Here is a 25,165-nt window from a genome sequence, read left to right as displayed (position 1 = left end):
ATGGCGGACGAGACGGACGAAGTACTGGACTCGGTGGGTCCCCGGTTGCGCGCCCTGCGCAAACACCGTGGCCTGACTCTGGCCGAACTGTCGGTGGCGACCGGGATCTCGGAAAGCACGTTGTCACGGCTGGAAAGCGGCGGACGACGGCCAACCCTGGAACTGCTGCTCCCGCTGGCCCGCGTGCACGGCGTGCCGCTCGACGACCTGGTCGGCGCTCCCCGTACCGGCGACCCGCGCATCCATTTGCGGCCGATCCACCGCCACGGCATGACGTTCCTGCCGCTCACCCGGCGCGCCGGCGGGGTGCAGGCGTTCAAGATGCTCATCCCCAGCCGCGACGAACCGGCGGAACCCAGCCCGAAGACGCACGGCGGCTACGAATGGGTGTATGTCCTCAATGGACGGTTGCGACTGGTGGTCGGCGACCGTGACCTGGTGCTGCCGCCCGGCGAGGCCGCCGAGTTCGACACCGCGCTGCCGCATTGGCTCGGCTCGGCCGACGGTCACGCCGTCGAAACCCTCGTCCTGTTCGGACCGCAGGGCGAGCGCGCCCACGTCCGGCCACGCTAGAGCCAGTCGTGCTCTCGGGCGTACCTGGCCGCCTGGTGCCGGGTCTGCGTCTGGGTCTTCTGCATGGCGTTCGAGAGATAGTTCCGCACCGTGCCCTGCGCGAGGTGGAGCCGGGCGGCGATCTCGGCGACGGAATAGCCTTCGCCGGTCACCCGCAGCACCTCCAGTTCCCGCTCGGTCAGCGGGCAGTCGTCGACGACGGCGAGCGCGGAGACGTCCGGGTCGATCCAGCGTTTGCCCTGGTGCAGGGCGGCGATGACGAAGGTGATGTGCGACGGTTCGGCCGCCTTGCTGACGAAGCCCTGCACCCCGAGTTTGAGTGCTTTGCGGAGCACGCCGGGTTTCGCGTGCCTGGTCAGCATGAGGATGACCTGGTTCGGCCGGGTGCGGCGGATCTCCGCGACCGCGCCGAGGCCGTCCACGCCGGGCATTTCGAGGTCGATGACGAGGACGTCGGGCTCGTGCCGCAGGGTGGCCTCGACGGCCTGCTCGCCGTTCTCCGCTTCGGCCAGGACGGTGATCTCGCCTTCGAGCGGGAGCAACGCGGCCATGGCCTTGCGCAGCAGGGCTTCGTCGTCGGCGAGCACCACCGTGGTCATGTTTCCTCCCGGGCCGGGAAGGACGCGGCCGTCACGAACTGCCCGTCTTCCTGTTCCACCGTCAGTTCGCCGCCGTCCGCGGCGACGCGTTGCCGGAGCGCGGCGAGCCCCCGGAGTTCGGGCAGTGGCCCTCGCTGGGCGCCGTCGTTGACGATACCGATGCTCCATTCCGACAGGGTGATCCGCACTCGGGTCGCCTGCGCGTGGCGGAGGATATTGGTCGTGGTCTCCCGCAGTACCTGGCCGAGCAGCCTTCCGGCCTCCGGATCGACGTCCGCCTCCCGGTTGACGCGCACGCGGATCCCCGCGGCCTCGAAGAGGTTCCTCGCGTTCTCCAGTTCGGCGGACAGGTTGAGCCGTCGCTGGGCATAGGCGAGTTCCTTCGTCTGGGTGATCGTGTCGGCCACGAGCGCGTGGATCTCCCCCAGTTCCTGTTTGGCCCGTTCGGCGTCGATGTCCACCAGCTTCCTGGCGAGCGCGGTCTTCAGCTTCACCACGTGCAGCGTGTGCCCCTGGATGTCGTGCAGATCGCCGGCGAACCGGACACGTTCGCGGATCACGGCCAATTCCGCCTCCCGCTCGCGCGACTCCTCGAGTTCCTTCACGACGTCGTAGAACCGCTTGTTGGGGAACATGAGGCCGAGCACGACGGCGGTGATCGCGGCCGGGACGAAGACGAAGCTGACCAGCTCACCGGTGACGTCCTCGTGGGAGACCAGGAGCCGCATGGCGCCCACGCCCGCGATGTACACGATGAGCGCGACACCCGCCGCGACCCGATGGCGGGGAAGCTGGGGGACGACGAGCGAGCCCACGAGGAAGACGCCGAAGAACGCCGAACTGCCGCCGGCCACCAGCACCGAGAACGGCCACACGGCCGCCGTGACGACCAGGCACGGGATCGCGACCCGCAGGACCTCCCCCGCCGCCCACCGCACGAAGGCGACCATGGCCGCCAGCACGCTCGCCCCGAGGACGACCGCCTGCCACCAGGTCCGCGCGTCCGACGCCACCACGACCGCCCCGCCGACGGCGAGCAGCGGGAAGAACATGGTGAGGTTGAGCCTGCGCAGCTTTCCCTGCGCCGGCTCGGTGTCCACATCAGACATGGGACCAGTATCGGCCCTCCGCGACGGCGGGCACCAGTGACACCACGTCATGGGTCGGTGGTGACGTGAGGGCACTGCCCTGGCCGCGCCTCAGCGGGTGAGATCCGGGTATGACACCAGTGATCGACGTTGAGCGGCTGAACTTGAAATACGGCGACTTCCACGCCGTGAAGGATCTGTCCTTCCAGGTCCGGCGAGGCGAATTCTATGCCTTGCTGGGCACGAACGGGGCGGGGAAGACCTCGACCCTCGAAACCCTGGAAGGACACCGGACACCGACCTCCGGCACGGTCCGGGTGCTGGGCAAGAGCCCGCGTGACCGCGCCGCCGTCCGCCCCGAGATGGGGATCATGTTGCAGGAGAGCGGTTTCTCCCCGGATCTGACGGTCAAGGAGTCGGTCCGCCTGATCGGGACGCTGACCCGGCGCACGGACCGGCTCGAACGGGTACTCGGCATCGTGGACCTGACCCGCAAGGCCGACACGAAAGTGTCGCAGCTTTCCGGTGGCGAGAAGCGGCGGCTCGACTTCGCGACCGCGGTGTACGGCTCGCCGCGACTGGTGTTCCTGGACGAGCCGACGACCGGTTTGGACATCCAATCGCGGGACGCGCTGTGGGACGCCGTCGACAAACTGCGCGAGGACGGTTCGACGATCGTACTCACCACGCATTACCTGGAAGAGGCGCAGCAGCGCGCGGACCGCATCGGGCTGATGCACCGCGGGACCTTCCACCAGGAGGGCACGGTCTCCGAACTGACGCGGACGCTGCCCGCCGTGATCCGGTTCTCGCTGCCGCCGTCGGCTCCGGCGCTGCCTCTGCAAGGCAGGCGTGAGACCGACGGGAAGTTCGTCATCGAGACCCACGGCCTGCAGAAGGACCTGCACGTCCTGTTGCGGTGGGCGCAGGACCACGCGATCGACCTGCAGGACCTCGAAGCGGGACCGACCCGGCTCGACGACGTGTTCCGCGCCATCGACAACGACTAGCCGACCCTCCACAAAGGACTAGAATGATGCTTTCGATAGCCCGTGGCGAGCTGATCCAGATCTTCCGGAACCGCTCTGTCCTGATCACCAGCTTCGTGATGCCCGTCGCCGTCTCCGCGTTCTTCATCCACCAGCACGAAACCTTCGCCAAGATCGGCAGTCTCGGTTACATCGCGGCGATCGTGATGTTCACCGTCTGCGCTTTCGGTCTCTACGCCAGCTCGGTGACCACGCTCGCCTCGCGACGGCAGAACCTGTTCCTCAAACGGTTGCGCTCCACCGCTGCCGGTGACGGCTCCATCCTGGTCGGGCTGGTGCTGCCGGTCACCGTGATCGCGCTCGTCCAGGTGGCCGTGATCATGACCGTGCTGGGCGTGGTCACCGGAAGGCCCGCGAACATCGCCCTGCTGGTGGTGGCGGTGCTCGCCACCGTCGCCATGATGATCGGCCTCGGCCTGGCCACCGCGGGCCTGACCAACTCCCCCGAGCACGCCCAGGTCACCACCCTGCCGGTCAGTCTCGGCGTCCTCGGCGTGGCGACCTGGGTCGGCATCTCCGGCACCGACGAGCTGCCCCTGCTCAAGCGGCTGCTGCCCGGGGGCTCGGCCACCGAACTCGCCGTCAACGCCTGGAACGGCGGCGTCGCGGTCGCCGACTCGCTGCTCCTGCTCGCCCCGACACTGGCCTGGGTCGTCGTCGCCGTCGTCCTGGCTTCGAAGCTCTTCCGCTGGGAGCCGCGCCGATGAGCATGCGCAAAGCCCTGCCTCTTGTACTCGCGGCCGCCTTGGTGACCGCGGCGACCCCCGCCGTCGCGTCCGCGGCTCCCCCGCCGAAATGGGGGCCGTGCCCGGAAGAAGCGTCGGGTCTCGGACTGGAGTGCGGCACCATCGAGGTACCGCTGGACTACCGCGACCCCGGTGGGAAGACCATCGAGATCGCGATCTCGCGGCTCGCGAGCACCAAGCCGGAAAAGCGCCGCGGCGTGCTGCTGACCAACACCGGCGGCCCCGGCGGCGAAGGACTGGCCTATCCAGCCACCCTCAAGAAGCTCGACATCCCGCAGGAGGTGCTCGACAGCTACGACGTGATCGGGATGGACCCGCGAGGCGTCCACAACAGCACACCGGTGACCTGCGGGCTGTCGCTCGCGGAGCATCCGACCAACATCCCGAGGTACGCGCGCGACTCAGCCGACGTGACGACCGAGGCCCAGCGGGTCGCCGCCGTCGCCGCGAAATGCGGTTCCTCGGCCACCGCGCCGCTCCTGCCGTACATGACCACCGCCAACACCGCCCGTGACCTGGACCGGGTCCGCGAGGCGCTCGGCGAGCGGAAGGTGAACTACTTCGGCATCTCGTACGGCACCTACCTCGGTTCGGTGTACACCACGTTGTTCCCGGAGCGCAGCGACCGGTTCCTGATCGACAGCGCGACCGGACCCGGCGGCTGGGACGCCTCCTTCTCGCGATTGTTCGGACAGGGTGTCGAAGACCGCTTCCCCGACTTCGCGAAGTTCGCCGCCTCGAAACCCGAATACGGCTTGGGCCGGACGCCGGCACAGGTGACGGCGAAGTACTTCGAACTCGCCGCGCGGCTGGACAGGACGCCGAGCCCGGACGGCTACAACGGCCAGGTGTTCCGCCACATCACCTTCGCCGATCTCTACTACGACAAGAGCTTGCCGCATCTGGCCGAGACCTGGCGCGCGCTCGACACCGGGAAACCCGTACCGCCCGCCACCTCCGGGCAGTCGTCCACCGGCACGGCTTACCCGGCGGACAACTACATCGCGAGCCAGCTGCACGTGATCTGCAACGACTCCGACTGGCCGGAGGACGTCGGGACGTACCGGCGCAACGTCACGATCGACCGGTTCCGCCATCCGCTGTTCGGTGCGGCGGCCGCGAACATCACGCCGTGCGCGTTCTGGCCGTCGGAGCCGATCGAACCGCCGGTGAAGATCACCGGCCGCGGCCCGTCGAACGTGCTGATCGTGCAGAACCTCCGCGACCCGGCCACGCCGCTGGCGGGAGCGCGGAAACTGCGTGAGGCCTTCGGCGACCGCGCCAGGATGGTCACCGTCGACCAGGGCGGGCATCTGGCGTACCTGTTCAAGGACAACGAGTGCGCCAACGACCTCGCGACGGACTTCCTGGTCACCGGCGCGCGGCCACGGCACGATCTCGCCTGCGGGAGTCAGCGGCAGGTCCGGTCCGCGGGGAGCGCTCCGCTCAGCAAGTAGTCCCGCACCGCCGTGTCGACGCACGCGTCGCCCTTCAGGAACACCGAGTGGCGGTACGCGCCTTCCACCGTCACCAGGCGCGATCCGGCGAGCGCCCTGCGCATGGCGAGTTGCCCCGCGTAGGGCGTCGCGGGGTCGCCGGTCGAGCCGAGGAGCAAGGCCGGTGAACTGTTGCGGATCCGGGTGGCGTGTTCGACGGGAGCCACGGGCCAGAACGCGCAGGGCGTGATGTTGCGGGCCAGCGGGCCGAACAGCGGCTCGGCGGCCCGATGCGCCTGGATGTCCCGGTAGTACGTCGCCGGGGCACGGGAAGCCGCGCGATCCGCGCAGACGACCGGCGTCCCGGCCCGGTCGGTGGCGGCGCCGGATCCGGTCGTCAGGCCGTCGAGGAGCGCGTTCAACGCGGCCGAAGGCGTGACGGGAAGACCCGCCGCCGCATCGCGGAGTGTCCGCACGGTGGTGGCGAACTCGGCCTGCGACGCGGGCCGGTCGTCATAGAGGCCCGCGAAGAACAGATACGGCACCATATGACCGTCCACTGTGTACTTCCCGACCTTGAACGGCCGCCGCTCCGCCGCCCTGGCGATGTCCCGCAAGGTCTGCTCGCCCAGTCCTTGTCCCGCGGCGGACTTCGCCCAGTTCCTCGACGCCGCGTCGAGCGCCGGGGCGGTCGGGCGGAGCAGACCCGGCCCGAACACCTCGGGATCGACCGACGAATCGAGCACGAACCGATCGGCCCGCGCGCCGAACATCTGGAGGTACACCGCGCCGAGGTAGGTCCCATAGGAGGCGCCGATGTAGGAGATCTTCCGTTCGCCGAGCGCGGCACGCACGACGTCCATGTCCCGGGCGGTGTTCCGGGTGGAGGCGGCCCGCAGAAGCTCGTGATCATTGCCAGAACACCCGCGCGCCAACTCTTTCGCGAAAGCGACACTCTCGCCGAACGACCTGACGTCCGGCCCGGCCGAACGCGTGAACGTATCGGTGTTCCAAGCACACCGCAGAGGCGAACTACGCCCGACGAACCGGGGATCCATGCCGACGAGGTCGTACTCCGCCGCGATCTCCGGCATCGACGCCCCGGCCAGCACCAACTCCATCACCGGACCACCCGGCCCGCCCGGATTGAGCAGCACCGCGCCGCGGCGGCGCGCGGGATCGGTGGCCTTGATCCGTGCCAGCGCGACGGTGATCTCCCGGCCCCGCGGCCGCCGGTAGTCGACCGGCACGACGACGTCGCCACATTGCGCACCGGCCTTGTCCAGTTCGGCGCCGAGGCTGTCGCCAGGACCGGTCGTGCAGCCGTGCCAGGTGATCGACGGCGTCAGTGCGGCGGCGGGTGTTGCCGGTGTCAGGGCGGCGGCCAGGACGAGGGCCGCCACGATGGCTGTTTTCTTGGGCAACCCGGGCTCCTTGCTGTCGAATTCGTGGGTTTCAGGCTAGGAGCGGGACCCGTGTGCGGGCGTCCGTCTGGAGTCGGATGCGTCTAGCCCGCTGGGGGGGTTCTTCGGGGGATCGCTACGCGTCGTTCTCTGGCTGGGGGGACTGTGTGGATTTTGGTGCGTTGGATGACCCGAGATCCACACAGTCGTGCTGTGACCGGTCCGGTCGGGGCCTTCTGCCGGCTCCTGGCCGTCGTTCCGTGAAGGACTCCTTGAGGGACTCTGGGTCTCTCAAGGGGGCCTTCACGGAACGGGAAATCTCGGTGGCACCGAAGGACCCCTTCATGTACTTCAAGTCCGCTGGGCATGGCGAGGGGCCCGTCGCCGGTGTGGCTGGCGGGCTCCTCGGGTCACACGTGGTGGAGGGTGTTGCGCCGGGGTTTTCGGAGCGGATCTCGGTATTGGGGTGGGATGAACTCCGGTAACCCATCGGCCGCCATCCGGACTTCCCAATCACCGTGGTGGATCAGCCGGTGGTGGAAACCGCACAGCAGCACCAGATTCCGAAGATCCGTAGAACCTCCATCAGCCCAGTGACGAATATGGTGGGCGTGGCAGTTCTTCGGCCGCCGATGACAGCCGGGGAACGCGCAGCCGCCATCCCGGATGTTCAACGCGCGGCGCTGGCCGGGAGTGACGAACCGTCGCAACCGCCCCACATCCAGCGGCTCACCAGCCGCACTCATGACAACCGGCAGCATCAGGCAGTCGCAGGCCGCGAGGCGGGCCTCGCGGGCGCTCATCGTCCCGACAAAGTCCACGCACGCGCTACCCAGGCCGGACTTGAGTGCGTCGAGTCCGATGGTGACGTGCAGCAGGGTGCGGTAGCCGCTGGTCCCGGGCTGGTCCGGGCAGGCGATCGCCAAGTCCAGGATGTCGACCCACGCATCACCCATCCGTTCGCACTTCATCCGCAGATCCACCTGGCCGAACTCGTCCACCGGCCGCGGTTGCGCATACGCCTCCAGGGCGGCCGCGGTGCGGGCACCGGTCTCGTCATCGAGAAGGCCGGTGAGTTTCCAGAACCCGTCCTTACGGCGCTCCAGCGTGATCTCCCGGCGCGGCTCAGTAGGTTCGGGATCCTTCGGCTCATTGCCGTCCGGATCCAGCCAGGCCAGGAGGTTCACTTCGGCGTCCGCGAGCTGGCGGGGTCCGGCGTCGCGGGCGAGGTCGGCGAGGATCTTCTCGGCACTGGCCCGGTCCTCGGTGGAAGTGTCGGCCGGGAGCTTCTTCAAGATCTCCAGGATCTGATCGATCCGCTCATCCCCGACCAACCCCTCCTCCGCCACCGCAGCAGTAGCCGGTGCGGCAGCAGGAACCTCAGTGCCATCCAAAGCACGAGTGGGGTTCAGGGCGACGGCCCGGTTCACCACCGCACGCGCCTCACCGACCGATAGTCCCGCGATATCGGCGAACCAGTTGGCTGTACGACCATAGCCGTACAGGTCTTTGACGCCACGAGACTCGATCTCCGCCAAGAATCGCCCCAGACCGGCGGTGGCCATCCGAATCACCTGCAAAGACTGTTGCACGCCATGGGCAAGCTCCAGCTTGCCGGCGCGCCACAGTTCCTGCGGCAACTCAGGAAGGAAAGTCTCGGACACCCCTCAATAATACCGCAAGCAATCGAACAGGCGTTCGTAATTTTAAGCGACAATGAAATCGAACGAACAACACTGAAGGGTGATGGCGCCGAGAAAACAAACTCGCGTTGCGTGGTCACGCAAGACCGACCACCAAAGACCGCCAAAAGACCAACGCCCCGGACCGGAACACCAACGTTCCGGCCCGGGGCGACCCCCAGTCGACCTCTCAGCGGTCGCGTTCCTTCGCGAACAAGGACTTCGACCACACGTACCCGACGACCGAAAGCAGCACGCACCACCCGACCGCGAGCCAGCCGCTGCTGCCGATCGGGGTGCCGAGCAGCAGGCCGCGGATGGTCTCGATGACCGGCGTGAACGGCTGATAGTCGGCGAACCAGCGCAGCCAGGCGGGCATGGAGTCGGTGGGCACGAAACCGCTGCCGAGGAAGGGAAGCAGCATGAAGATCATGGGCGTGTTGCTGGCCGTCTCCACGCTCTTGGCCGCCAGGCCGAGCGCGACCGACAGCCAGGTGAGCGCGATGGTCAGCAGCAACAGCATGCCGACTGCGGCGAACCATTCGCCGACGCCCGCGGTCGGCGAGAAGCCGATGAGCAGTGTGACACCGAAGACCACGGCGAGGGCGAACGCCGTCTGGATGAGTGCGCCGACGACGTGGCCGGTCAGGACCGACGCTTTGCTGATCGCCATCGTGCGGAACCGGGCGATGATGCCCTCGGTCATGTCCGTCGCCACCGAGATGGCGGTGCCGAGGGCGGCGCTGCACACGGTGACGAGCAGGATGGCGGGCGTGACGTAGCCGACATATTCGGCTCTGCCGCCTCCGCCGCCGCCGAGACCGTTCCCGAGGGTGCCGCCGAAGACGTAGACGAACAGCAGCAGGAACACGATCGGCTGCCCGATCAGCATGATGGTGAGCGACGGATAGCGTTGCATATGCCGGATGTTGCGCCGCAGCATGGTCGCCGAGTCGCGCATCGAGAGGGACAGGGCGGTCATCGGGCCATCTCCTTGGTCGCTTCGGTCCGGTGACCGGTGAGGCTGAGGAACACATCGTCGAGGTCGGGGGTGTGCACGGTGAGGCTGTCGACGGAGACCGCTTCGGCGTCGAGCCGGTCCAGCACGGCGCGAAGGGCGGTGACGGAGCCGTCGGTCGGCACGCGGAGCACCAGGGCTTCTTCGTCCGAAGTGGACACTTGAAGTACGCGGGTCGCGTCGCGCAGCGAGACGGCGTCGGGGAATTTCAGCTGCATGTGCCCGCCGGGCACGCGACGCTTCAGTTCATCGGGGGTGCCCAGTGCCACGATCCGGCCGCCGTCGAGCACGGCGACGCGGTCGGCGAGCTGGTCGGCCTCCTCGAGGTATTGCGTGGTGAGGAAGATCGTCACACCGCTGTCGACGAGGTCCCGGATGATCTGCCACATCGTGCGGCGGCTGCGCGGGTCGAGGCCGGTGGTCGGCTCGTCGAGGAAGATGACCTTGGGGTCACCGATCAACGTCATCGCCAGATCGAGTTTCCGGCGCATGCCACCGGAGAAGGTGGCCGGCGTCTTCTTCGCGGCGTCGGTCAGCTCGAACCGTTCCAGGAGTTCGGCGGCGCGTTTGCGTCCCTCGCGGCGGGGCAGATGGTGCAGATCCGCCATGAGGAACAGGTTTTCCTCACCGGTGAGGAGGTTGTCGACCGCGGAGAACTGGCCGGTGAGGCCGATGACGGAACGGACCCCGTCCGGATCGGTGGCCAGGTCGGCTCCGGCGATGGTCGCGGCGCCGCCGTCCGGACCGACCAAAGTGGACAGGATGTTGACGGTGGTGGTCTTGCCCGCGCCGTTGGGGCCGAGCAAGGAGAAGACGGTGCCGGTCGGGACGTGCAGGTCGATGCCGTCCAGGACGACCTTGTCGCCGTAGGACTTGCGCAGTCCGGTCGCGGAAATGGCCGGGTGTCTCATGTGGATTCCCCTGAAGTGTAAGGACCGGTTGGTCAGGAACGGTGCACGATGATGTCGCCGACGGCGGTGCCGGCGTGGATTTCGACCTTGTCGGTCGCGTCGCCGGGCGCGGTGGCGGCGGTCATGTCGTTGAGGACCCGGCCGAAGTTGGTGTTCACGTCGAGCCAGGCCGCACTGCCCTCGCGGATGCCGATCTCGATGTCCCCCAACGACGTTCCGAGCGTGAGCGTCCCCCTGGCGGCGTCGAGCACGCGGACCGAACCGTTGGCGGTCTTGGCTTCGACGCCGCGTTCGGCGCTTTCCACGGTGATGTCGCCGTTGGCCGAACGGAGGCGGATCGAGTCACCGGCGGCGCCGATCGTGGTGGACCCGTTGGAGTTCTTGACCACCGCGGTGCCCGTGATCCCGCCGACGTGCACGCGGCCGGAGCTCGTGCTGATGTCGGCGTTGCCGTCGACGCGCTCGACGACGATGTTCCCGGACGCGGAGTGCAGTTTCAGCTCACCTGTGTGGTCGAGCTGGATGTGCCCGGTTCCGGATTTGTAGCGGCAGGTACCGAGCGGCCCGGTCGCGGTCAGGTCGCCGAGGCCGGTGCTCCCCTGGACCCGGGAGCCGGCGGGCAGTTCGATGGTGACGTCGATCGACCTCGTCCGGTTGCTGAAGTCGAGCAGGCGCATCTTCGGCGCGCGGACCGTCAGGGTGCCGCCGGAGAATTCGACGACGGTCCGCTTCGCGGCGTCGACGTCGGAGGCGTTGTTCTCGTCGAGCGGGGCGACTTCGACGACCGTTTCGGTGCGGTCGCCGGCGACGATGCGGACGTTGCCGACGACCGGCTCGAGGTCCGCGAGAATGGGTTCCGGGGTGGCGAAAGTAGGCATGGTTGTCCCCTCAGAGGTGGTGTGATCGATGTTTGTGCTGGTGAGCGGGGTCTAGCTGACCCAGCCCGTGTAACGCTGTGTGCCCCGGTGACCGCCGCTCACCGGAGCGGGCGGGGTGGCCCGTTCCGACGGCTGGAGCGCGGCGGACGCGGCCCGCACGAGCCACGCGTTGACCGAACGGCCTTGTGCGGCGGCGGCTTCCTCGACGCGTGCCTTGAGGTGCTCCGGAAGCCGGAAGTTGATCCGGGCGGTGGCTCCTTCTTCGTCCGGCAGCGGCGGCTGCGGAGGCGCCGGGGCTTCCGGCGCCGCGACCGCGATCGGCCCGTCCTGCTCGGCCGCGGGAAGCGTGACGGCGAAGCTGGCTTCCCCGGCGCGCAGCCGCACTTCGACCGAACCGGGCGCGAGGTCACGGGTGATCTCGTCCGACGCCGCGGACAACGCGTCCAGCAGCGCCAGCCGGATGGCCGACGCGAGCGGCGCGGTCAGGCGTTCGGCGAGCGCGCTCGCCTCCGCTCCCCCCGCCTCGGCGGCGACGGCGAGCTCCCGGCGAACGGTGTCCACAAAGGGCGTCAAATCCATGATGCCATCATGGCACCACGATGGCGCCATGGCAAGTGTCAGATGGCGCCATCTTGCGCCAAAGTGGCGTTTACGCAGGTCGGAGGCATAATTCTTGGGTCGGCGGTCATGGTCACGGCAAGGGGATGCCCATTCGGCCATTCTCGGCTGGCGCGGGAAGCAGGACGCGGCCGATTGCGTTGCCGGGGCCGGCACGGCGGGCGAGAATCGCCGCGAGCCGCGCGGGAAAAGGGAGCGACCCGCCATCAGGTGTGGGGGTCACCGAGGCGGGCCGCCACCCGGTTTCCACCGTACAAGAGGTGTGCTCGCTCATGCGGGCAACGCTTTCTGTACCGGCGGACCTTGACAAATCGAAGATCCACAGTGGACAGCGGGCCGTCCGCGACAGAAGAGGAACACATGCGAGCAGTTCGGGTGAGCGTCTGCGCCCTGGACCCCATCACGAAGGCCGGAATGGCCGACCTCCTCGACACCCGCGCGTCCGTGGCGGTGGTCGACGGCCGGGCACGGGACGAAACCGATGTCGTCGTCGCGGCTTTCGACCGGCTTTCGGCCGACGCGGTCGCCGCGTTGCGCGAGGTCGCCGTCGAACTCGGCAAGCCGATCGTGCTGGTGACCGATCTGATCGAGGAAGGCGGGCTCGCGGCCGCGGTGGCGTGCCGGGTGGTCGCCATCCTGCCGAGGTCGGCGATGACCGATTCCCGGGTGGCCGACAGCGTCCGTGTCGCCGCGTCGGGCACCGTGACCCCGCCGTCGGCTCTGCTCGGCAGGCTGACCGAACACGCCGAGCGGCTCCACCGGGAACTGCTCGCGCCGAGCGGGCCCGCCGGATCGGCGCTCTCGTCGCGGGAGATCGACGTCCTCCGGCTGATGGCCGACGGATTCGACACCCAGGAAATCGCCACCGAACTGTCCTATTCGGAACGAACGGTGAAGAACGTCATCTACGCGGTCACCGACCGGCTGCGCCTGCGGAACCGGTCGCACGCGGTGGCGTACGCGATCCGCGAAGGGGTGATCTGAAGCCGTTCGTCAGATGAGGCCTTCGCGGAGCGCGTACGCCACGACGTGGGTGCGGTTGCGCAAACCGAACCGGCTGAGCAGGCCGTGCAGGATGTTCTTCACGGTGCGGTCGGAGTAGGCCACGCGCCGGGCGATCTCACCGGTGTCGAACCCGTCCGCGAGCAGCCGGAGCACTTCGGTCTCGCGCGGCGAAAGGCCACTGAGGGTGAGCTCACGCGGCTGGAGAACTTCCTTGTGCAGCCGCGAAATCCCCCGCAGCAGGCTGCCGAGCTGATCGGCGGGCAGATCGCCCCGGCCGGCGTGGGCGTCGGCGACCGCGCGCAGCAGCCGTCCCGGCGTCGCCTCGGAGCGCGCGACGACCACGGCGAGCCCGCGTTCCACCGCGGCCCACAGTTCGGCCTGATTGGGCCGATCGGCCACCAGCACCAGCCGGGTGGATCCGGCGGGGATCCGGCGCGGCTCGTCCCCCGCGACCGCGACGAGGACGTCGGCCTGCGCCGGGTCGTCCCGCAACGTGATGCCGGGGCCGTCCCCGAGCGCGCTGCGCAGGCCCGCGCGGACGAGCGGGCCGTCGTCGTGCACGGCGACCAGGATCTCCCGGCGCCCTTCGGTCCGGGCGACCGGGCGGACGGGCGTCGTCATGATCGTCGACATGGGTTCCAGGTAACCGGCCGCGGCGAAGCCGGGACAAGCGGAAGCAGGGGGCAGCTTTTCGACGGCGGAAGCCTGCCGGTTGAATGGACCGCGGTGGAACCGGTGGAGGCGAGCGAGACGCGGTCGGTGTTCGGCAAGCTGCTGCTCGAACACCGGCGGGCCGCGGGCTGGACACAGGGACGGCTGGCGGAGGCCTCCGGGATCAGCGTCCGTGCCCTGCGCGAGCTGGAGCGCGGCCGCGCGCGAGCCGCTCAGCAGCGCTCCGCCGAGGTACTGGCCGACGCGCTCGGCCTCACCGGCGGTGACCGGGAGTTCTTCCTGACCGTCGCCAAACAGGGACGCCGCCGGAACCCGGCGCTGGCCGCCCAGGTCGCGGCGACCTGCGCGCTGCCCACGCCGCCGCCGGATCTGTCCGGCCGCGAAAGCGAACTGGCGCAACTGTCCGCCAAGGCCGCCGAGGGTGGTGGCGTGGTCGCGATCGTCGGACAGGCCGGGGTCGGGAAGACCGCGCTCGCGGTGACCGCGGCGGATCTCTGGCGCGCGGACTACCCGGACGGGGTCTTCGCGATGGATCTGCGCGGGATGGACGAAGAACCGCTGAGCGCCCGTGCCGCGCTCGACCGGCTGCTGCGCGCACTGGACGTAGCGCCGGGGCAGGTACCCGCCTCCGAAGACGACCGGTCGGCGCTGCTGCGGATGCTGCTCGAAGGCCGGAAAGTCCTGCTGCTGCTCGATAACGCCGCCGACGAGGCGCAGCTCCGGCCGCTGCTGGTCGCCGGGCCGGGCTCCCTCACCCTGATCACCTGCCGCCGCACGCTCGCCGGGCTCGAAGGCGCCCGGTGGCTGGGGCTCGAACCGCTTTCGGACGGCGGCGCGACCGGTCTGCTCGCCAGGATCATCGGCGCCGACCGGGTCGATGCGGAGCAGGCGGAGGCGCGGGAACTCGTCGAACTGTGCGGCTTCCTTCCGCTCGCCGTCCGGATCGCGGGCAACCGGCTCGCGACCCGGCCGCAGTGGTCGCTGGCCCACCTGGCCGACCGGTTGCGTGACGAAGGCACCCGGCTGCGCGCGCTCGCGGCGGGAGATCTGCAACTGCGCTCGGCGTTCGACCTGTCCTATCGCGCGGTCTCGGCCGGAGCGCGGCGGCTGTTCCGGCTTCTGGCGACCGTGCCGGGCGCCGACTTCGGCCTCGAACTCGCGGGCGTCGTGTCCGGCGCGGCCCCCGCCGACGTCCGCGATCACGACGGCGAACTCGTCGACGCCAGTCTCCTGCAGGCCACGGCGGATCCGGAACGGCACCAGTTCCACGACCTGATCCGCCTGTTCGCCGAGGAACGGTTCGAGGCGGAGGAAGACCCTGCCGCGCGGGACATCGTGCTCGCCCATCTGCTCGGCAAGGCCGCCGAGGCGGCCAGGCTGTTCTACCCGCGGGCCCCGGAAACCGGCCGGTTCGGTTCACGGGACGAAAGCGCGCGCTGGCTGGACATCGAGGCCGGGAACTGGATCGCCGCGCACCGGGTCGCGGCACGGAAGGGCTGGCACCGGGAGGTCGGCGATCTCGCCATCGCGCTGCACTGGTACTCCGACGGGCGGAGTTCCCAGCGGCCGTGGTGGGAGATCTTCTCCCTCGGCGCGGACGCGGCGAGGGCGCTCGGCAACGCCGGGGACGAGGCGAAACTGCTCAACTTCGTCGGCTGGGCCTGCAGTGTCTGCCTCGACGACGCCGAAGGTGCCGTCGAGGCGCACCGACGCGCGCTGGACATCGCCGTCCGGATCGGCGACCGCACCGAGCAGACCTGGGCGTCGATCTACCTCGGCCAGGTACTTCGGTACGTCGGGGAGGACGCCGAAGCGTTCGAATTCGCGAAACGCGGCTACGAGCTGGCGGACGAATTACCGTTCTGGGACGGGCAAAGCTCGGCACGGAACGTCTACGGATACGCGTTGCTCGCGGCGGGGAAGCACGCCGAAGCGCTCGCCGTCCACCGTGGCGTGCTCGCCGACGCCGAACGGCTGGCGGCCGACACCTATCCCGGCCTCCGCCGGATGTTGAAGGCCTTGTCCCTGCGCGCCATCGGTGACGTACTCGGCGATCTCGCCGAATGGCGGGAAGCGGCAGGCTACTACCGCACCAGCCGGTGGCTCTCGTGGGAAGGCGGTTTCGACGCGATGGAGGCGATCTGCGCGTTCCGCGAAGGGCGGGCCTGGCGGGAAGCGGGTGCTTTCGAGGAGGCCAGGGAGTGCCTCACCCTGGCCGTCGAGCTGTCCCCCGAGCCGTCGTTCACCGCCCGGCGGGAGCAGGCTTTGGGCGAACTGGCGCTGCTGCCCGAGTGACCACTCGCGGAGAAGCGCCGACTAAGCTGCGGGCCGACGGAGCGGGAGGGCCGATGACGGACGCGGACGGGCAGAGCCCGCGGGAGCGCTACCGCGACCAGGTGCGCGCGGAGATCAAGCAGCACGCGTGGGAGCAGATCGCCGCCGCCGGCGTGCCCGCGCTGTCGCTCAACGCGATCGCCAAACAGGTGGGGATGAGCGGTCCCGCCCTGTACCGGTACTTCGCCAGCCGCGACGACCTCATCACCGCGCTGATCCGCGACGCCTACCGAAGCCTGGCCGACACCGTCCGCGCGGCGTTCGACGCCGGTGCCGACCTGGCCGGGCTCGCCGTCACCATCCGGGACTGGGCCCGGAGCGACCCGCAGCGCTACTTCCTCATCTACGGCACACCCGTTCCCGGCTACCACGCGCCCGACGACACCACCGCCATTTCGCACGAAGTCATGACCGTGCTGCTCGAAGCGTCCCGCGGGATCACCGTCGACAAGCCGGCAACCCCGTTCGACGAGCATCTGGACGGCCACCGCGACTGGGCGGGCGACGATCCGGCCCCGTCCGCGACCCTGCATCGAGCGCTCGCCTTCTGGACCCGCCTGCACGGCGTGCTCTCACTCGAACTCGCCGGCCATTTCACCGGTATGAAATTCGATCCCGGCCTGTTGATCGCGGACGAACTGGACGACCTCACGACCCGGTGACCGGCCTTCGCCCGAGTCCGATCGCGTGCGCACTGAACCTTTCCCGCCTTCCGGGCGTCTTGTCCTGTGACGTTGCCGCCTTCCTTCGGCGGTTGACATGCAACATTGGAAGGTTATAGCTTCTAAGTAAAGCAAGAACTACTCACATCGCGGATCGACCGCCCGCACACCCGACGGGCGGCGGCCGGTCCGCCTGCCCGCTTCAGGGTTTCCGAGTGCTTCGGATGGGGACTTCGATCATGATTCACGGGGAGAAGCTCAGCAGGAGGACCGATCGCGTCAGAGTCGCCGTGCATGCGCCGGATCTACTGGCCGGGCTGGGCACGACGAGCATCCTCGGCGCCGACGAACGGCTGGACGTGCTTGCCGAAACCGACCTCGGACCGGCCGAAGTGATCGTGACGGTCGGGGATTCGATCGGCGACGGGGTCTTCACTTTCCTGCGCCAGGTTCGCGCCGCGTCGTCACTCCCGGCGCCACCGAGATGCGTGATCGTCACCGACCATTTCCCGGTCCAGGTCCTGATGACGGCGATCGAATGCGGCATGGCCGCTCTGCTGCCGCGGCTCGATCTCGACGGCGAGCATCTGGTGCGGACGATTCTCGCGGTCAGCCAGGGCGCCGGCGCCCTGCCGCCGCGTTTGCAGGGCAGCCTGCTCTCCCAGCTCGATCGGATACAGGAAGACCTGCTGATCCCCAACGGTCTCGCCTTGTCCGGATTGTCCGACCGCGAACGCGAAGTGCTCCGCCTGCTGGCGGATGGCCATGGCACGGAAGAGATCGCGATCAAACTCGCCTATTCGGAGAGCACGGTGAAGAACGTCCTCCACCGGGTGATGTCGCGCTACGGCCTGCACAACCGCACACACGCCGTCGCCTTCGCGTTGCGCACCGGCTCCATCTGAAAAGGTCCGTCCAAAGTGGACGCATCTCCCCCTTCAACTTGTAGCGGACATGGGGCTTGCGGCAAGACCATGGTCATTCCGCAGAATTGCGCGCCGAAGGACGGGAATCGCGAAATGGGGAGTCGCGAAATGCGTGTTTGCCGACGACGTGGGGTGACGTCGCTGAAGCTCGCCCCGGGCTCCGGCCGGGCACGCCGTCCCCGAAAGGCGAGACGGACAACCGACGGGAGCGTGGATCCGGCCCGACGACCGTCCGCTCCCGGACGATCTGGAGGAGTCCTCGAATCCGGTGAACCGCCGGCGTGGCCTCGATCGACGACGCCGACGACTGTTTCGTCGTCGGCGAAGTCAATCAGCAGGCGCCCTTCCACCGGGCGGCCGCCGTCGTGCACCACGGCGGCGCGGGCACCACGACGACGGCCTCACTGTCTGGCACGCCCCAGGTGGTCGTCCCCCGGATCGCGAACCAGCCGTACTGGGCCGAGCAGGTGGCGGAGCTGGGAATCGGTGTGGCGGACGCTATCCGGACCGACGGGGCGACAGTGGCCGCGAAACTGCTCCGGGGGCGTCAGTTCACCGGACCGACAGCCGGCTTGAGGACCTCCTCGCACCACTGGCGGAAGGTCGTCGGCGTGGTGGCCTCTGGCGTTCGCGGTGCGGCGGTGTCGATGCCCGCCTCCTTGGCGGCCATCATGTCGACCATGCCCTGGGCCGTCGCCTCGGACCAGCCGTGTTCCCGTTGTGTCGCACGGAAGGCGTCCATGGAGACCTGCTGGTAGCGCACCGGCCGCCCGAGCACGTCGGACATGATCTCCGCGATTTCGTTCTGGGACAGGTCTTCCGGGCCGAGTACCGGAACCTCGGCGACGCCGTGCCAAGACCGGTCGAGCAGCACTCCGGCCGCGACCGCGGCGATGTCGCGGGTGGCGCAGGTCGGTGCCTTGCGGTCGCCTGAGAGCGGCCCGAAGAAGACGCCGTGCTTGCCGATCGCTTCGGCCTGCCACAACAGGTTGTCCATGAACGTGGGCATGGTCAGCGCCCGGTAACGCACACCTGTGCCGGCGATCAGGTCGTCCATGGCGAGCGACGCCGACAGGTATCCGGCGTTCTCCGCGAAGCCACGGCCGAGGGCTGAAATGCCGACCACTCGCGCCACGCCGTGCTTCTTGACGGCCTCGCAGGCCGGCCGGGTGAAGTCCAGATAGGCCGCCTCGAGACTCTCGGCACGGGGATCCGCGGCGACCAGCCAGAACACGGTGTCGGTACCGGCGAAGGCTTCGTCGACGACGTCGGCGTCGCCGTGCGAGCCCTGGACCACTTCGACGCGCGCTCGGACGTGCTCGGGGAGCCGGGCGGGATCGCGGGCGATCACGCGGATCGGCTCACCACTTTCGAGGAGGGTGGCGAGCACCCGGCTGCCGATCTGTCCGGTCGGCGCGGTGACGACGATCATGAAGACTCCGAGGTGATGGGGGATTTCGACGTCACCCAGTCAAGCCGGGACGGCCGCCGGACCGAAGGACCGCCTCGGTCGCCATTGATACCCTGGGGATATGAGTGACCTGGAAACGCGGCAGCTCAGATACTTCGTGGCGGTCGCGGAGGAGCTTCACTTCGGACGCGCGGCCGAGCGCCTTTCGATGGCGCAGCCGCCGCTTTCGAGGGCGATCCGGGAGCTCGAACGACGGCTGGGCGTCCGGCTGTTCGAACGCACCACCCGCCAGGTCACGCTGACCGGAGCGGGTGAAGGATTCCTGCGGGACGCCAAGAACGCGCTCGAAGCGGTCGCAGCGGCGGAACGGCGGGCGCGGCAGGCGGGCCGCCCCGATCCCCGGCTGCGGCTGGCGCTGAAGGCCGACCATGACGCCGGGTGTCTGCCGAAGATCATCGAAACATACGAGGCCGAGGACGGCACCCTGCCGATCGAGCTGATCCTCGGCGGCCGCGGGGAACAACCGACGCAGCTCCGGGACGGGCGAGCGGATGTAGCGCTCGTCCCCTCCCCCTTCGACGCGCGCGGCCTGGACTTCGAGCCATTGCTGACCGAACCCCGGCTGGTGGCACTGGCGGCCAACGATCCGCTGGCGGCGAGGTCACGGCTGACCCTCGCGGATCTGAAAGGCCGGCTCCTTCCCGACGGCGCCGCCGCCGACCAAGGCCCCTCGATCGCTCCGCCCGGCACCGCGGTGCCCCACGGTCCCGTCTCGGATCTGACGCAGATCCTCAAACTGGTCGAACTGGGCAGCATCGTCTGTTTCCTGCCCGTTTCGGTGGCGGATCGCTACCGCCGCACGGGAATCGCGTATCTGGCCGTCGACGACCTGGAGCCGGTGACCCTCACCGTCATGTGGCCGCAGGACTCCCGGTCACCGGCCGTCGCCGCCTTCGTCCGCTCGGCCGTCTCGGTGGTGACGTCCGCGAACACCCTCGCTCAGCGGAGCTGAACGCGGCCGAGCAACCGGTCCACGACCTCGGGCAGCGGCTGATCCTCCGGGCCTTCCAGCCACAGCACGTTCCCGGTCCGCAAGGTGGCGAGGAAGGTCGCCGCGGTGAGCCTGGCCAGCTCCTGATCGAGGCCGTGCCCCCTGGCGAGCAGCACCGCGATCAGGTCGCGTTCGAGGGCGAACCGGTCACCGGCCTGCCGCGCGAGCAGCGACGGATGCCGTCGCAGCAGCCGTAGCTGCGCCCCCCACTCACGGTCGGGGACGGGATGCGCCCGATACAGCTCCCGGCACGCCGCGCGCAGCGCCTGCCACGGCTTCTCACCGGACGGCCTGCCTTCGACGAGCGACACCAGGAGCCCGGTGCGCTCGCGGTCGGCGTGCAGGATCGCGTCCTCTTTGTTCGCGAAGTAGTTCGAGAAGGTCCGCCGGGACACGCCCACCGCGTCGGCGATGTCCTCGACGGTCACACCGTCCAGACCGTGCTCCATCGCCAGCCGGAGCGCGGCCTCGTGCAGTGATTGCCGCGTCGCCGCCTTCTTGCGGGTGCGGAGCGTGTCGAGGGTGTCCACCAGGACAGCGTAGCGAGGGGAATAAAGTTCTCACTGTGCAAGTTTGCACAGTGAGCAACATTGCCGCTCGAAAGGACGCCATGAAGACCGAGGGAACGACGGCGGAGGCACCACCGGGGGCGATGGGACACCGGCAGGTGCTCGAGTCGCTGTCCGGACTGCTGCTCGCGCTGCTCGTGGCGATGATCAGCTCGACGGTCGTGTCGACCGCCCTGCCGTTGATCATCGGCTCGCTGAACGGCACACAGACGCAGTACACGTGGGTGGTCACGGCCACCCTGCTGGCGGCGACGGCCACCACCCCGATCTGGGGCAAGCTCGCCGACCTGTTCAACAAGAAGACGCTGGTGCAGGTCGCGATCGTGATCTTCGTGATCGGGTCGATGATCAGCGGGTTGAGCCAGAACACGGGCCAGCTCATCGCCGCCCGCGCGTTCCAGGGCATCGGTGTCGGCGGCCTGCAGGCCCTGGTCCAGGTCGTGATCGCGGCGATCATCCCGCCGCGTGAACGCGGCCGCTACAACGGTTACCTCGGCGCGGTCATGGCGGTCGCCACCGTCGGCGGCCCGCTGCTCGGCGGGCTGATCGTGGACGTGCCGTGGCTGGGCTGGCGGTGGTGCTTCTTCGTCGGCGTGCCGATCGCGGTGGCGGCGTTCATCGTGCTGCAGCGGACCCTGAAGCTGGAGACCGTCCGCCGGGAGGACGTCCAGGTGGACTACCTCGGCGCGGGTCTCATCGCCGCGGGCGTGAGTGTGCTGCTGATCTGGGTCTCGTTCGTGGGGAACACCTTCGACTGGCTCTCGTGGCAGACGGCCCTCATGGTGGTGGGCGGCGTCGTGCTCCTCGTGCTCGCCGTGCTGGTGGAACGGAAGGTCCGCGAACCCATCGTCCCGCTGCACATCATCACCCAGCGCACCCCCGCGCTGGCGATCGTCGCGAGCCTCGCCGTCGGGATGGCGATGTTCGGCGGCGCGGTGTTCCTCGGCCAGTACTTCCAGGTCGGCCGCGGCTACTCCCCCACCGAAGCCGGTCTGCTGACCATTCCGCTGATGGCGGGCGTGCTCGTCTCCTCGACCGTCTCCGGGCGCCTGATCAGCCGCACCGGACGGATGAAGCCGTACATCGTGGCGGGCACGATCACCCTGGTGATCGGCTTCCTCGGCCTGGCCACGGTCGACCACGCCTCGCCGCTGTGGCTGGTCGGCATCGCGATGGCGGTGGTCGGCGTCGGTGTCGGCATGACGATGCAGAACCTCGTGCTCGCCGTGCAGAACACCGTGCCGCTGCGGGATCTGGGCGCGGCCAGCGCCTCGGTCACGTTCTTCCGGTCGCTCGGCGGCACCATCGGCGTCTCGGTGCTGGGCGCGGTGCTCGCGAACCGGGTCACCGCCGACCTGTCGACCGCCTTGCACGTCCCGGAAGGCCAGGCGTCGACGGGAAGCGTCAGCGCGCTGAACCTCAAGGCGCTGCCGCCGGAGGTCCAGACGATCGTGCACACCGTGTACGGCGACGCGACCGCGCACATCTTCCTGATCTCCGCGGCGGTTGGCGTCGTGGGCGTGCTCGCGGCGCTGCTGCTCAAGCCGCTCACCCTGCGCACCACCCTCGACGTGGAGCCGAAGACGGAAGCCCCGGCGTCCGACCGGGTCACCAGGTAGGCGCGCGATGAACGGGAACGCAGCCAGGGCCTTCGAGTCCACTGTGGAGCGTTTCGGCCCGCCCCGGCACCACACGGGGCGGGCCATCCTGGCCGGGGTCGACGGCTCCGACACGGCGATGCGGGCGGCGGCGTTCGCGTTCGGCATGGCGCGGCGTGAGAGCGGCAGGCTGATCGTCGCCTTCGTCTGCCGCCCGGCGCTCGGACCGGCGGTCGCGGCGACGGTGGAGCACGACACCGCACAGCAGCTCTACGCCGAACTTCGCGAGCAGATCCGCGCGACGGCCGAGGAACTGGAAGTGCCGGTCAGTTTCCTGAAGACCTTCGGCGACCCGTACACCGCGCTTCGCGACACCGCCGACCGCGGCCAGGTCGACACCGTGGTGGTCGGCGCGTCACAGAAGGCGGGCCACCGGTTCGCGGGCTCCGTCGCGACCAAGCTCATCAGGACCGGGCACTGGCCGGTGCTGGTGGTTCCCTGACGACCGGCTGCCCAGTAGCGACACGACACCCACCGCGACGACGACGAGCGCACAGCCCGCCAGTTGCAACGGTGTCGGCCACTGGCCGAGCAGGGCGGCCCCGAACAGGATCGCGGCGGCGGGTTGCAGCATCAGCACGGCGGACCCGCCGCTCGCGGGCAGGGCGGACAGCGCCTTCCCGATCAGGAGCCAGCCGAGCACCTGGCCGGTCACGGCCAGCACGAACAACCACAGCAACGCCGAAGCCGGTGGCGCGACGTCGAGGTTTCCCGCGAACAGACCCGAAAGGCCACCCACGCTCGCGGAAGCCGCGGTCGCGGTGGCGAGCATCGTCGTGCGACCGCCGCCTTCGGTTCCGGCGCGGCGCAACAGGATCAGGTAACCGGCGTAGGCCACGCCCGCCAGCACGGCCATGGCCGTGCCGTACCAGGGATCGCTGCCCGCGGCACCGCCGTCGGCCAGTCCCCCGGCCAGCGCCGTCCCCGCCAGCATCACCGGGATCGACAGCCAGAACGACCGCGACGGCCGCTCACCGAACCACAGCAGCCCGGCCAGCGGGACCAAGACCACCTGGACGTTGACCAGCGCCGTGGCGACCCCCGCGCCGACGGCGAGGATCGCCTCGCTCCACAGCACCATGTCGATCCCGAGCAGGACACCGGCCAGTACGTGGCGCCGCCGCGCGGCAGGCGACGGACGGTGTCCTCGCTCCCGGGATCGAGCCAGCAGCACGAGGATCGGCAAGGCGAACAGGCAGCGGAAGAACGTCGCCGTCGTCGAACTGACGCCGGACAGCGCGACGAGCGGGGCGGACAGGGCGATCGAGAGGGCTCCGAGTACTCCTTGCACGCGCGGATCGGCGAGAATTCCGGTGTGTCGCATGACTTCGATTCGATCGCACGACGGCGGAGAGGACCAGCGAGATCCTCTTACCGCCGGGGTTAAGCTCGGCTAATGAGTGGTGATCTGTCCAATGTGGAACGGCTGCGGATGCTGCACGCGGTGTGGCGGCGGGGATCGCTCGCCGCCGCGGCCGAACTGCTGCACGTGACGCCGTCGGCGATCTCCCAGCAGCTGATGAAACTGGAACGGGAGGCGGGCACCGCGCTCCTCGTCCGGCACGGCCGCGGTGTCCGGCTCACCCCGGCGGGACTGCTGCTCGCGCAGCGCTCGGACCGGGTTCTCGCCGAACTCCGCGCCGCCCGCGCCGATCTGGACTCCCTCACCGGGGCGACGACCGGTGTCGTCGAGATCGGCGCCATCCCGTCCGGGGTGCACACGTTCATCGCGCCCGCGCTCACCGGTCTCGCCGTCCGCCACCCCGGCATCGAGGCGCGGCTGCACGAGGTCGAACCGGAAGTGGCGCTTCCCGCCCTCGCCGACGGCGTCTTCGACGTCGTGGTCGTCGAGAGCTGGGAGAACCTGCCGCTCACCCGGCCACCGGACACCCGCTGGACCGTCCTGCGCGACGACTCGGCGATGATCGTGCTCCCGGCCGGACACCACCTGGCGGACGCGGACTCGGTGCGCGCCGAAGACCTCGCGGACGAGATCTGGGTCGCCTGGGCCCGCCCCACCCTGGCGAACGCCTGGATCCGTCACACCCTGCGAGAACGCGGCATCGAACCGGTGGTGCGGCATACGGTCAGCGGATTCGGCACCCAGTTCGCCGTCGTCGCCGGGCTCGGCGCCGTCACGCTGGTGCCGAGTATGGCCACCACGATCGCGCCGCCGACCGTGGTGTGCGCGCCGCTCGAACCCGTCCTGCACCGGCAGCTCTACGCCGTGCAGCCCCAGGGGGAAACCCGGCCCGCGGTCGCCGAATGCGTCAGGGCCATGGTGGAGGCAGCCCGTACTTGGGGCGGCTGAGGTCGCGCGTTCTCCCTCAGGTTCCGCGTGTTCCTGCGGATGGCTCTGTGTCGTTGAGGGCTGGTCGCTCCAGGACCCCGAGTGGCGATTCCGGTTCTCTGCCAGGTTCCCAATGCGGATTTCGAGACCGGGAACAGCGATCACCGGCTCCGGAGGTCCATCCGCAGGAATTCGGTGACGCGGAGCAGTTTCGGCGGGCGGCTCACACCGCCGGGGAACTCGTCCTCGCCGACGAGCCGAGGGCCGACGAGTTCCACTTCCCGCCCGTCGATCCGAAGCCGCGCCTCGCGCGCCGCCAGGATGTTCCGCACCCAGTCCGCGTCCGGGCCGTACACCGGGACGAACAGGTAGCCGCCGTCGACGGGGTGCGCGTCGAGCGGTGTGTGGTGGGTCTTCCCCGAGGCGCGGCCGACGTGGATCAGCACCGGGTACTTCCCGCCGGCGATCGCGCGGGGATTGAACACCCGTTTGTTGACGTGTCCCCACCATCTCGGCATCGGCATCGGGTTCTCCTCTCGATGGCCTTACACCCGTAAGGCTGACTTACACCTGTAAGGTTGTCAAG

The 25,165-nt window shown here is 69.3% G+C and carries 25 protein-coding genes and 1 pseudogene; 13 read left to right on the top strand and 13 right to left on the bottom strand.

Translation table 11 applies throughout. The features are described 5' to 3' along the window. Nucleotides 1–573: a helix-turn-helix domain-containing protein gene (locus tag DL990_RS25385; RefSeq protein WP_125787452.1), complete on the top strand. Its 573-nt coding sequence runs from the start codon at nucleotides 1–3 to the stop codon at nucleotides 571–573. On the opposite strand, the gene DL990_RS25380 is transcribed toward DL990_RS25385, so the two are convergent. Then, nucleotides 570–1,172, bottom strand: coding sequence for a response regulator transcription factor (locus tag DL990_RS25380; protein ID WP_125795204.1), 603 nt, complete (start codon nucleotides 1,170–1,172; stop codon nucleotides 570–572). The two genes, DL990_RS25385 and DL990_RS25380, sit on opposite strands and share 4 nt — an antisense overlap. Further along, nucleotides 1,169–2,272 (bottom strand): sensor histidine kinase, encoded by a 1,104-nt coding sequence (locus DL990_RS25375; RefSeq protein ID WP_125800253.1) that lies wholly within the window; start codon nucleotides 2,270–2,272, stop codon nucleotides 1,169–1,171. The genes DL990_RS25380 and DL990_RS25375 overlap by 4 nt, the downstream gene beginning before the upstream one ends. A 119-nt stretch (nucleotides 2,273–2,391) precedes the next feature. Here DL990_RS25375 and DL990_RS25370 point away from each other — a divergent pair, with 119 nt between their 5' ends. From DL990_RS25370 to DL990_RS25360, 3 genes are read left to right on the top strand one after another with little or no spacing between them, the layout of a single operon-like run. After that, a complete protein-coding gene (locus DL990_RS25370; RefSeq protein ID WP_199746587.1) occupies nucleotides 2,392–3,270 on the top strand; it encodes an ABC transporter ATP-binding protein in 879 nt (292 codons plus the stop codon). A gap of 26 nt (nucleotides 3,271–3,296) precedes the next feature. Beyond that, nucleotides 3,297–4,016 (top strand): ABC transporter permease, encoded by a 720-nt coding sequence (locus DL990_RS25365; protein ID WP_125787548.1) that lies wholly within the window; start codon nucleotides 3,297–3,299, stop codon nucleotides 4,014–4,016. 2 nt (nucleotides 4,017–4,018) lie between these two features. Then, a complete protein-coding gene (locus tag DL990_RS25360; protein ID WP_125800251.1) occupies nucleotides 4,019–5,512 on the top strand; it encodes an alpha/beta hydrolase in 1,494 nt (497 codons plus the stop codon). Here DL990_RS25360 and DL990_RS25355 read toward each other — a convergent pair. From DL990_RS25355 to DL990_RS25330, 6 genes are all read right to left on the bottom strand, one after another. Further along, complete coding sequence (locus DL990_RS25355) at nucleotides 5,467–6,915, bottom strand: alpha/beta hydrolase (protein ID WP_233620564.1); 1,449 nt, start codon at nucleotides 6,913–6,915, stop codon at nucleotides 5,467–5,469. The two genes, DL990_RS25360 and DL990_RS25355, sit on opposite strands and share 46 nt — an antisense overlap. Nucleotides 6,916–7,304: 389 nt before the next feature. Continuing rightward, nucleotides 7,305–8,558: an HNH endonuclease signature motif containing protein gene (locus DL990_RS25350; RefSeq protein WP_125800118.1), complete on the bottom strand. Its 1,254-nt coding sequence runs from the start codon at nucleotides 8,556–8,558 to the stop codon at nucleotides 7,305–7,307. A gap of 208 nt (nucleotides 8,559–8,766) precedes the next feature. Further along, the gene (locus DL990_RS25345) at nucleotides 8,767–9,558 is read right to left on the bottom strand and encodes an ABC transporter permease (RefSeq protein ID WP_125800117.1); all 792 of its coding nucleotides are present in this window, start codon (nucleotides 9,556–9,558) and stop codon (nucleotides 8,767–8,769) included. Further along, on the bottom strand, nucleotides 9,555–10,505 hold the full coding sequence (locus DL990_RS25340; protein ID WP_125787448.1) for an ATP-binding cassette domain-containing protein: 951 nt from the start codon (nucleotides 10,503–10,505) through the stop codon (nucleotides 9,555–9,557). The genes DL990_RS25345 and DL990_RS25340 overlap by 4 nt, the downstream gene beginning before the upstream one ends. A gap of 32 nt (nucleotides 10,506–10,537) precedes the next feature. After that, nucleotides 10,538–11,383 carry a DUF4097 family beta strand repeat-containing protein gene (locus tag DL990_RS25335; protein ID WP_125787447.1) on the bottom strand — a complete coding sequence of 282 codons (846 nt, stop codon included), beginning with the start codon at nucleotides 11,381–11,383 and terminating at the stop codon, nucleotides 10,538–10,540. Between the two features lie 51 nt (nucleotides 11,384–11,434). Continuing rightward, nucleotides 11,435–11,962 (bottom strand): toxin-antitoxin system HicB family antitoxin, encoded by a 528-nt coding sequence (locus DL990_RS25330; protein ID WP_233620563.1) that lies wholly within the window; start codon nucleotides 11,960–11,962, stop codon nucleotides 11,435–11,437. A gap of 453 nt (nucleotides 11,963–12,415) precedes the next feature. Here DL990_RS25330 and DL990_RS25325 point away from each other — a divergent pair, with 453 nt between their 5' ends. Continuing rightward, on the top strand, nucleotides 12,416–12,985 hold the full coding sequence (locus DL990_RS25325) for a LuxR C-terminal-related transcriptional regulator (RefSeq protein WP_125787544.1): 570 nt from the start codon (nucleotides 12,416–12,418) through the stop codon (nucleotides 12,983–12,985). A gap of 9 nt (nucleotides 12,986–12,994) precedes the next feature. Here DL990_RS25325 and DL990_RS25320 read toward each other — a convergent pair whose 3' ends face one another. After that, nucleotides 12,995–13,639: a response regulator transcription factor gene (locus DL990_RS25320; RefSeq protein WP_125800116.1), complete on the bottom strand. Its 645-nt coding sequence runs from the start codon at nucleotides 13,637–13,639 to the stop codon at nucleotides 12,995–12,997. Nucleotides 13,640–13,732: 93 nt separating this feature from the next. On the opposite strand from DL990_RS25320, the gene DL990_RS25315 reads away from it, so the two are divergent. From DL990_RS25315 to DL990_RS42455, 4 genes and pseudogenes are all read left to right on the top strand, one after another. Next, nucleotides 13,733–15,973, top strand: coding sequence for an NB-ARC domain-containing protein (locus DL990_RS25315; RefSeq protein ID WP_199746586.1), 2,241 nt, complete (start codon nucleotides 13,733–13,735; stop codon nucleotides 15,971–15,973). Nucleotides 15,974–16,026: 53 nt separating this feature from the next. Beyond that, nucleotides 16,027–16,674, top strand: coding sequence for a TetR/AcrR family transcriptional regulator (locus DL990_RS25310; protein ID WP_125787445.1), 648 nt, complete (start codon nucleotides 16,027–16,029; stop codon nucleotides 16,672–16,674). Between the two features lie 239 nt (nucleotides 16,675–16,913). Next, a complete protein-coding gene (locus DL990_RS25305) occupies nucleotides 16,914–17,579 on the top strand; it encodes a response regulator transcription factor (protein ID WP_125787444.1) in 666 nt (221 codons plus the stop codon). 302 nt (nucleotides 17,580–17,881) lie between these two features. Further along, a pseudogene (locus tag DL990_RS42455) lies at nucleotides 17,882–18,070 on the top strand (glycosyltransferase); the annotation flags it as partial. 77 nt (nucleotides 18,071–18,147) lie between these two features. Here DL990_RS42455 and DL990_RS25295 read toward each other — a convergent pair. Beyond that, nucleotides 18,148–19,032, bottom strand: a complete 885-nt coding sequence (locus DL990_RS25295; RefSeq protein WP_125800115.1) for an NAD(P)H-binding protein — start codon at nucleotides 19,030–19,032, stop codon at nucleotides 18,148–18,150. A 100-nt stretch (nucleotides 19,033–19,132) separates the two neighbouring features. Between DL990_RS25295 and DL990_RS25290 the strand changes: the two genes are divergently transcribed. After that, the gene (locus tag DL990_RS25290) at nucleotides 19,133–20,023 is read left to right on the top strand and encodes a LysR family transcriptional regulator (protein ID WP_125800114.1); all 891 of its coding nucleotides are present in this window, start codon (nucleotides 19,133–19,135) and stop codon (nucleotides 20,021–20,023) included. Here the strand turns inward: DL990_RS25290 and DL990_RS25285 are convergent. Beyond that, nucleotides 20,011–20,592: a TetR/AcrR family transcriptional regulator gene (locus DL990_RS25285; protein ID WP_125787441.1), complete on the bottom strand. Its 582-nt coding sequence runs from the start codon at nucleotides 20,590–20,592 to the stop codon at nucleotides 20,011–20,013. The two genes, DL990_RS25290 and DL990_RS25285, sit on opposite strands and share 13 nt — an antisense overlap. 80 nt (nucleotides 20,593–20,672) lie before the next feature. On the opposite strand from DL990_RS25285, the gene DL990_RS25280 reads away from it, so the two are divergent. Together DL990_RS25280 and DL990_RS25275 are read left to right on the top strand one after the other, a co-directional pair. Next, complete coding sequence (locus DL990_RS25280) at nucleotides 20,673–22,250, top strand: MDR family MFS transporter (protein WP_125800113.1); 1,578 nt, start codon at nucleotides 20,673–20,675, stop codon at nucleotides 22,248–22,250. 7 nt (nucleotides 22,251–22,257) lie between these two features. Beyond that, on the top strand, nucleotides 22,258–22,731 hold the full coding sequence (locus tag DL990_RS25275; RefSeq protein WP_125800112.1) for a universal stress protein: 474 nt from the start codon (nucleotides 22,258–22,260) through the stop codon (nucleotides 22,729–22,731). Here DL990_RS25275 and DL990_RS25270 read toward each other — a convergent pair. Continuing rightward, on the bottom strand, nucleotides 22,645–23,613 hold the full coding sequence (locus tag DL990_RS25270) for a DMT family transporter (protein ID WP_125800111.1): 969 nt from the start codon (nucleotides 23,611–23,613) through the stop codon (nucleotides 22,645–22,647). The two genes, DL990_RS25275 and DL990_RS25270, sit on opposite strands and share 87 nt — an antisense overlap. 72 nt (nucleotides 23,614–23,685) lie before the next feature. On the opposite strand from DL990_RS25270, the gene DL990_RS25265 reads away from it, so the two are divergent. Beyond that, nucleotides 23,686–24,600, top strand: a complete 915-nt coding sequence (locus DL990_RS25265) for a LysR family transcriptional regulator (RefSeq protein WP_125787437.1) — start codon at nucleotides 23,686–23,688, stop codon at nucleotides 24,598–24,600. A gap of 140 nt (nucleotides 24,601–24,740) precedes the next feature. On the opposite strand, the gene DL990_RS25260 is transcribed toward DL990_RS25265, so the two are convergent. Next, complete coding sequence (locus DL990_RS25260) at nucleotides 24,741–25,103, bottom strand: nitroreductase/quinone reductase family protein (RefSeq protein WP_125787436.1); 363 nt, start codon at nucleotides 25,101–25,103, stop codon at nucleotides 24,741–24,743. Between the last annotated feature and the right edge of the window lie 62 nt (nucleotides 25,104–25,165).

The organism is Amycolatopsis sp. WAC 01416, from assembly GCF_003947485.1.
Taxonomy (GTDB): domain Bacteria; phylum Actinomycetota; class Actinomycetes; order Mycobacteriales; family Pseudonocardiaceae; genus Amycolatopsis.
This window is presented reverse-complemented; position numbering and strand designations above follow the sequence as displayed.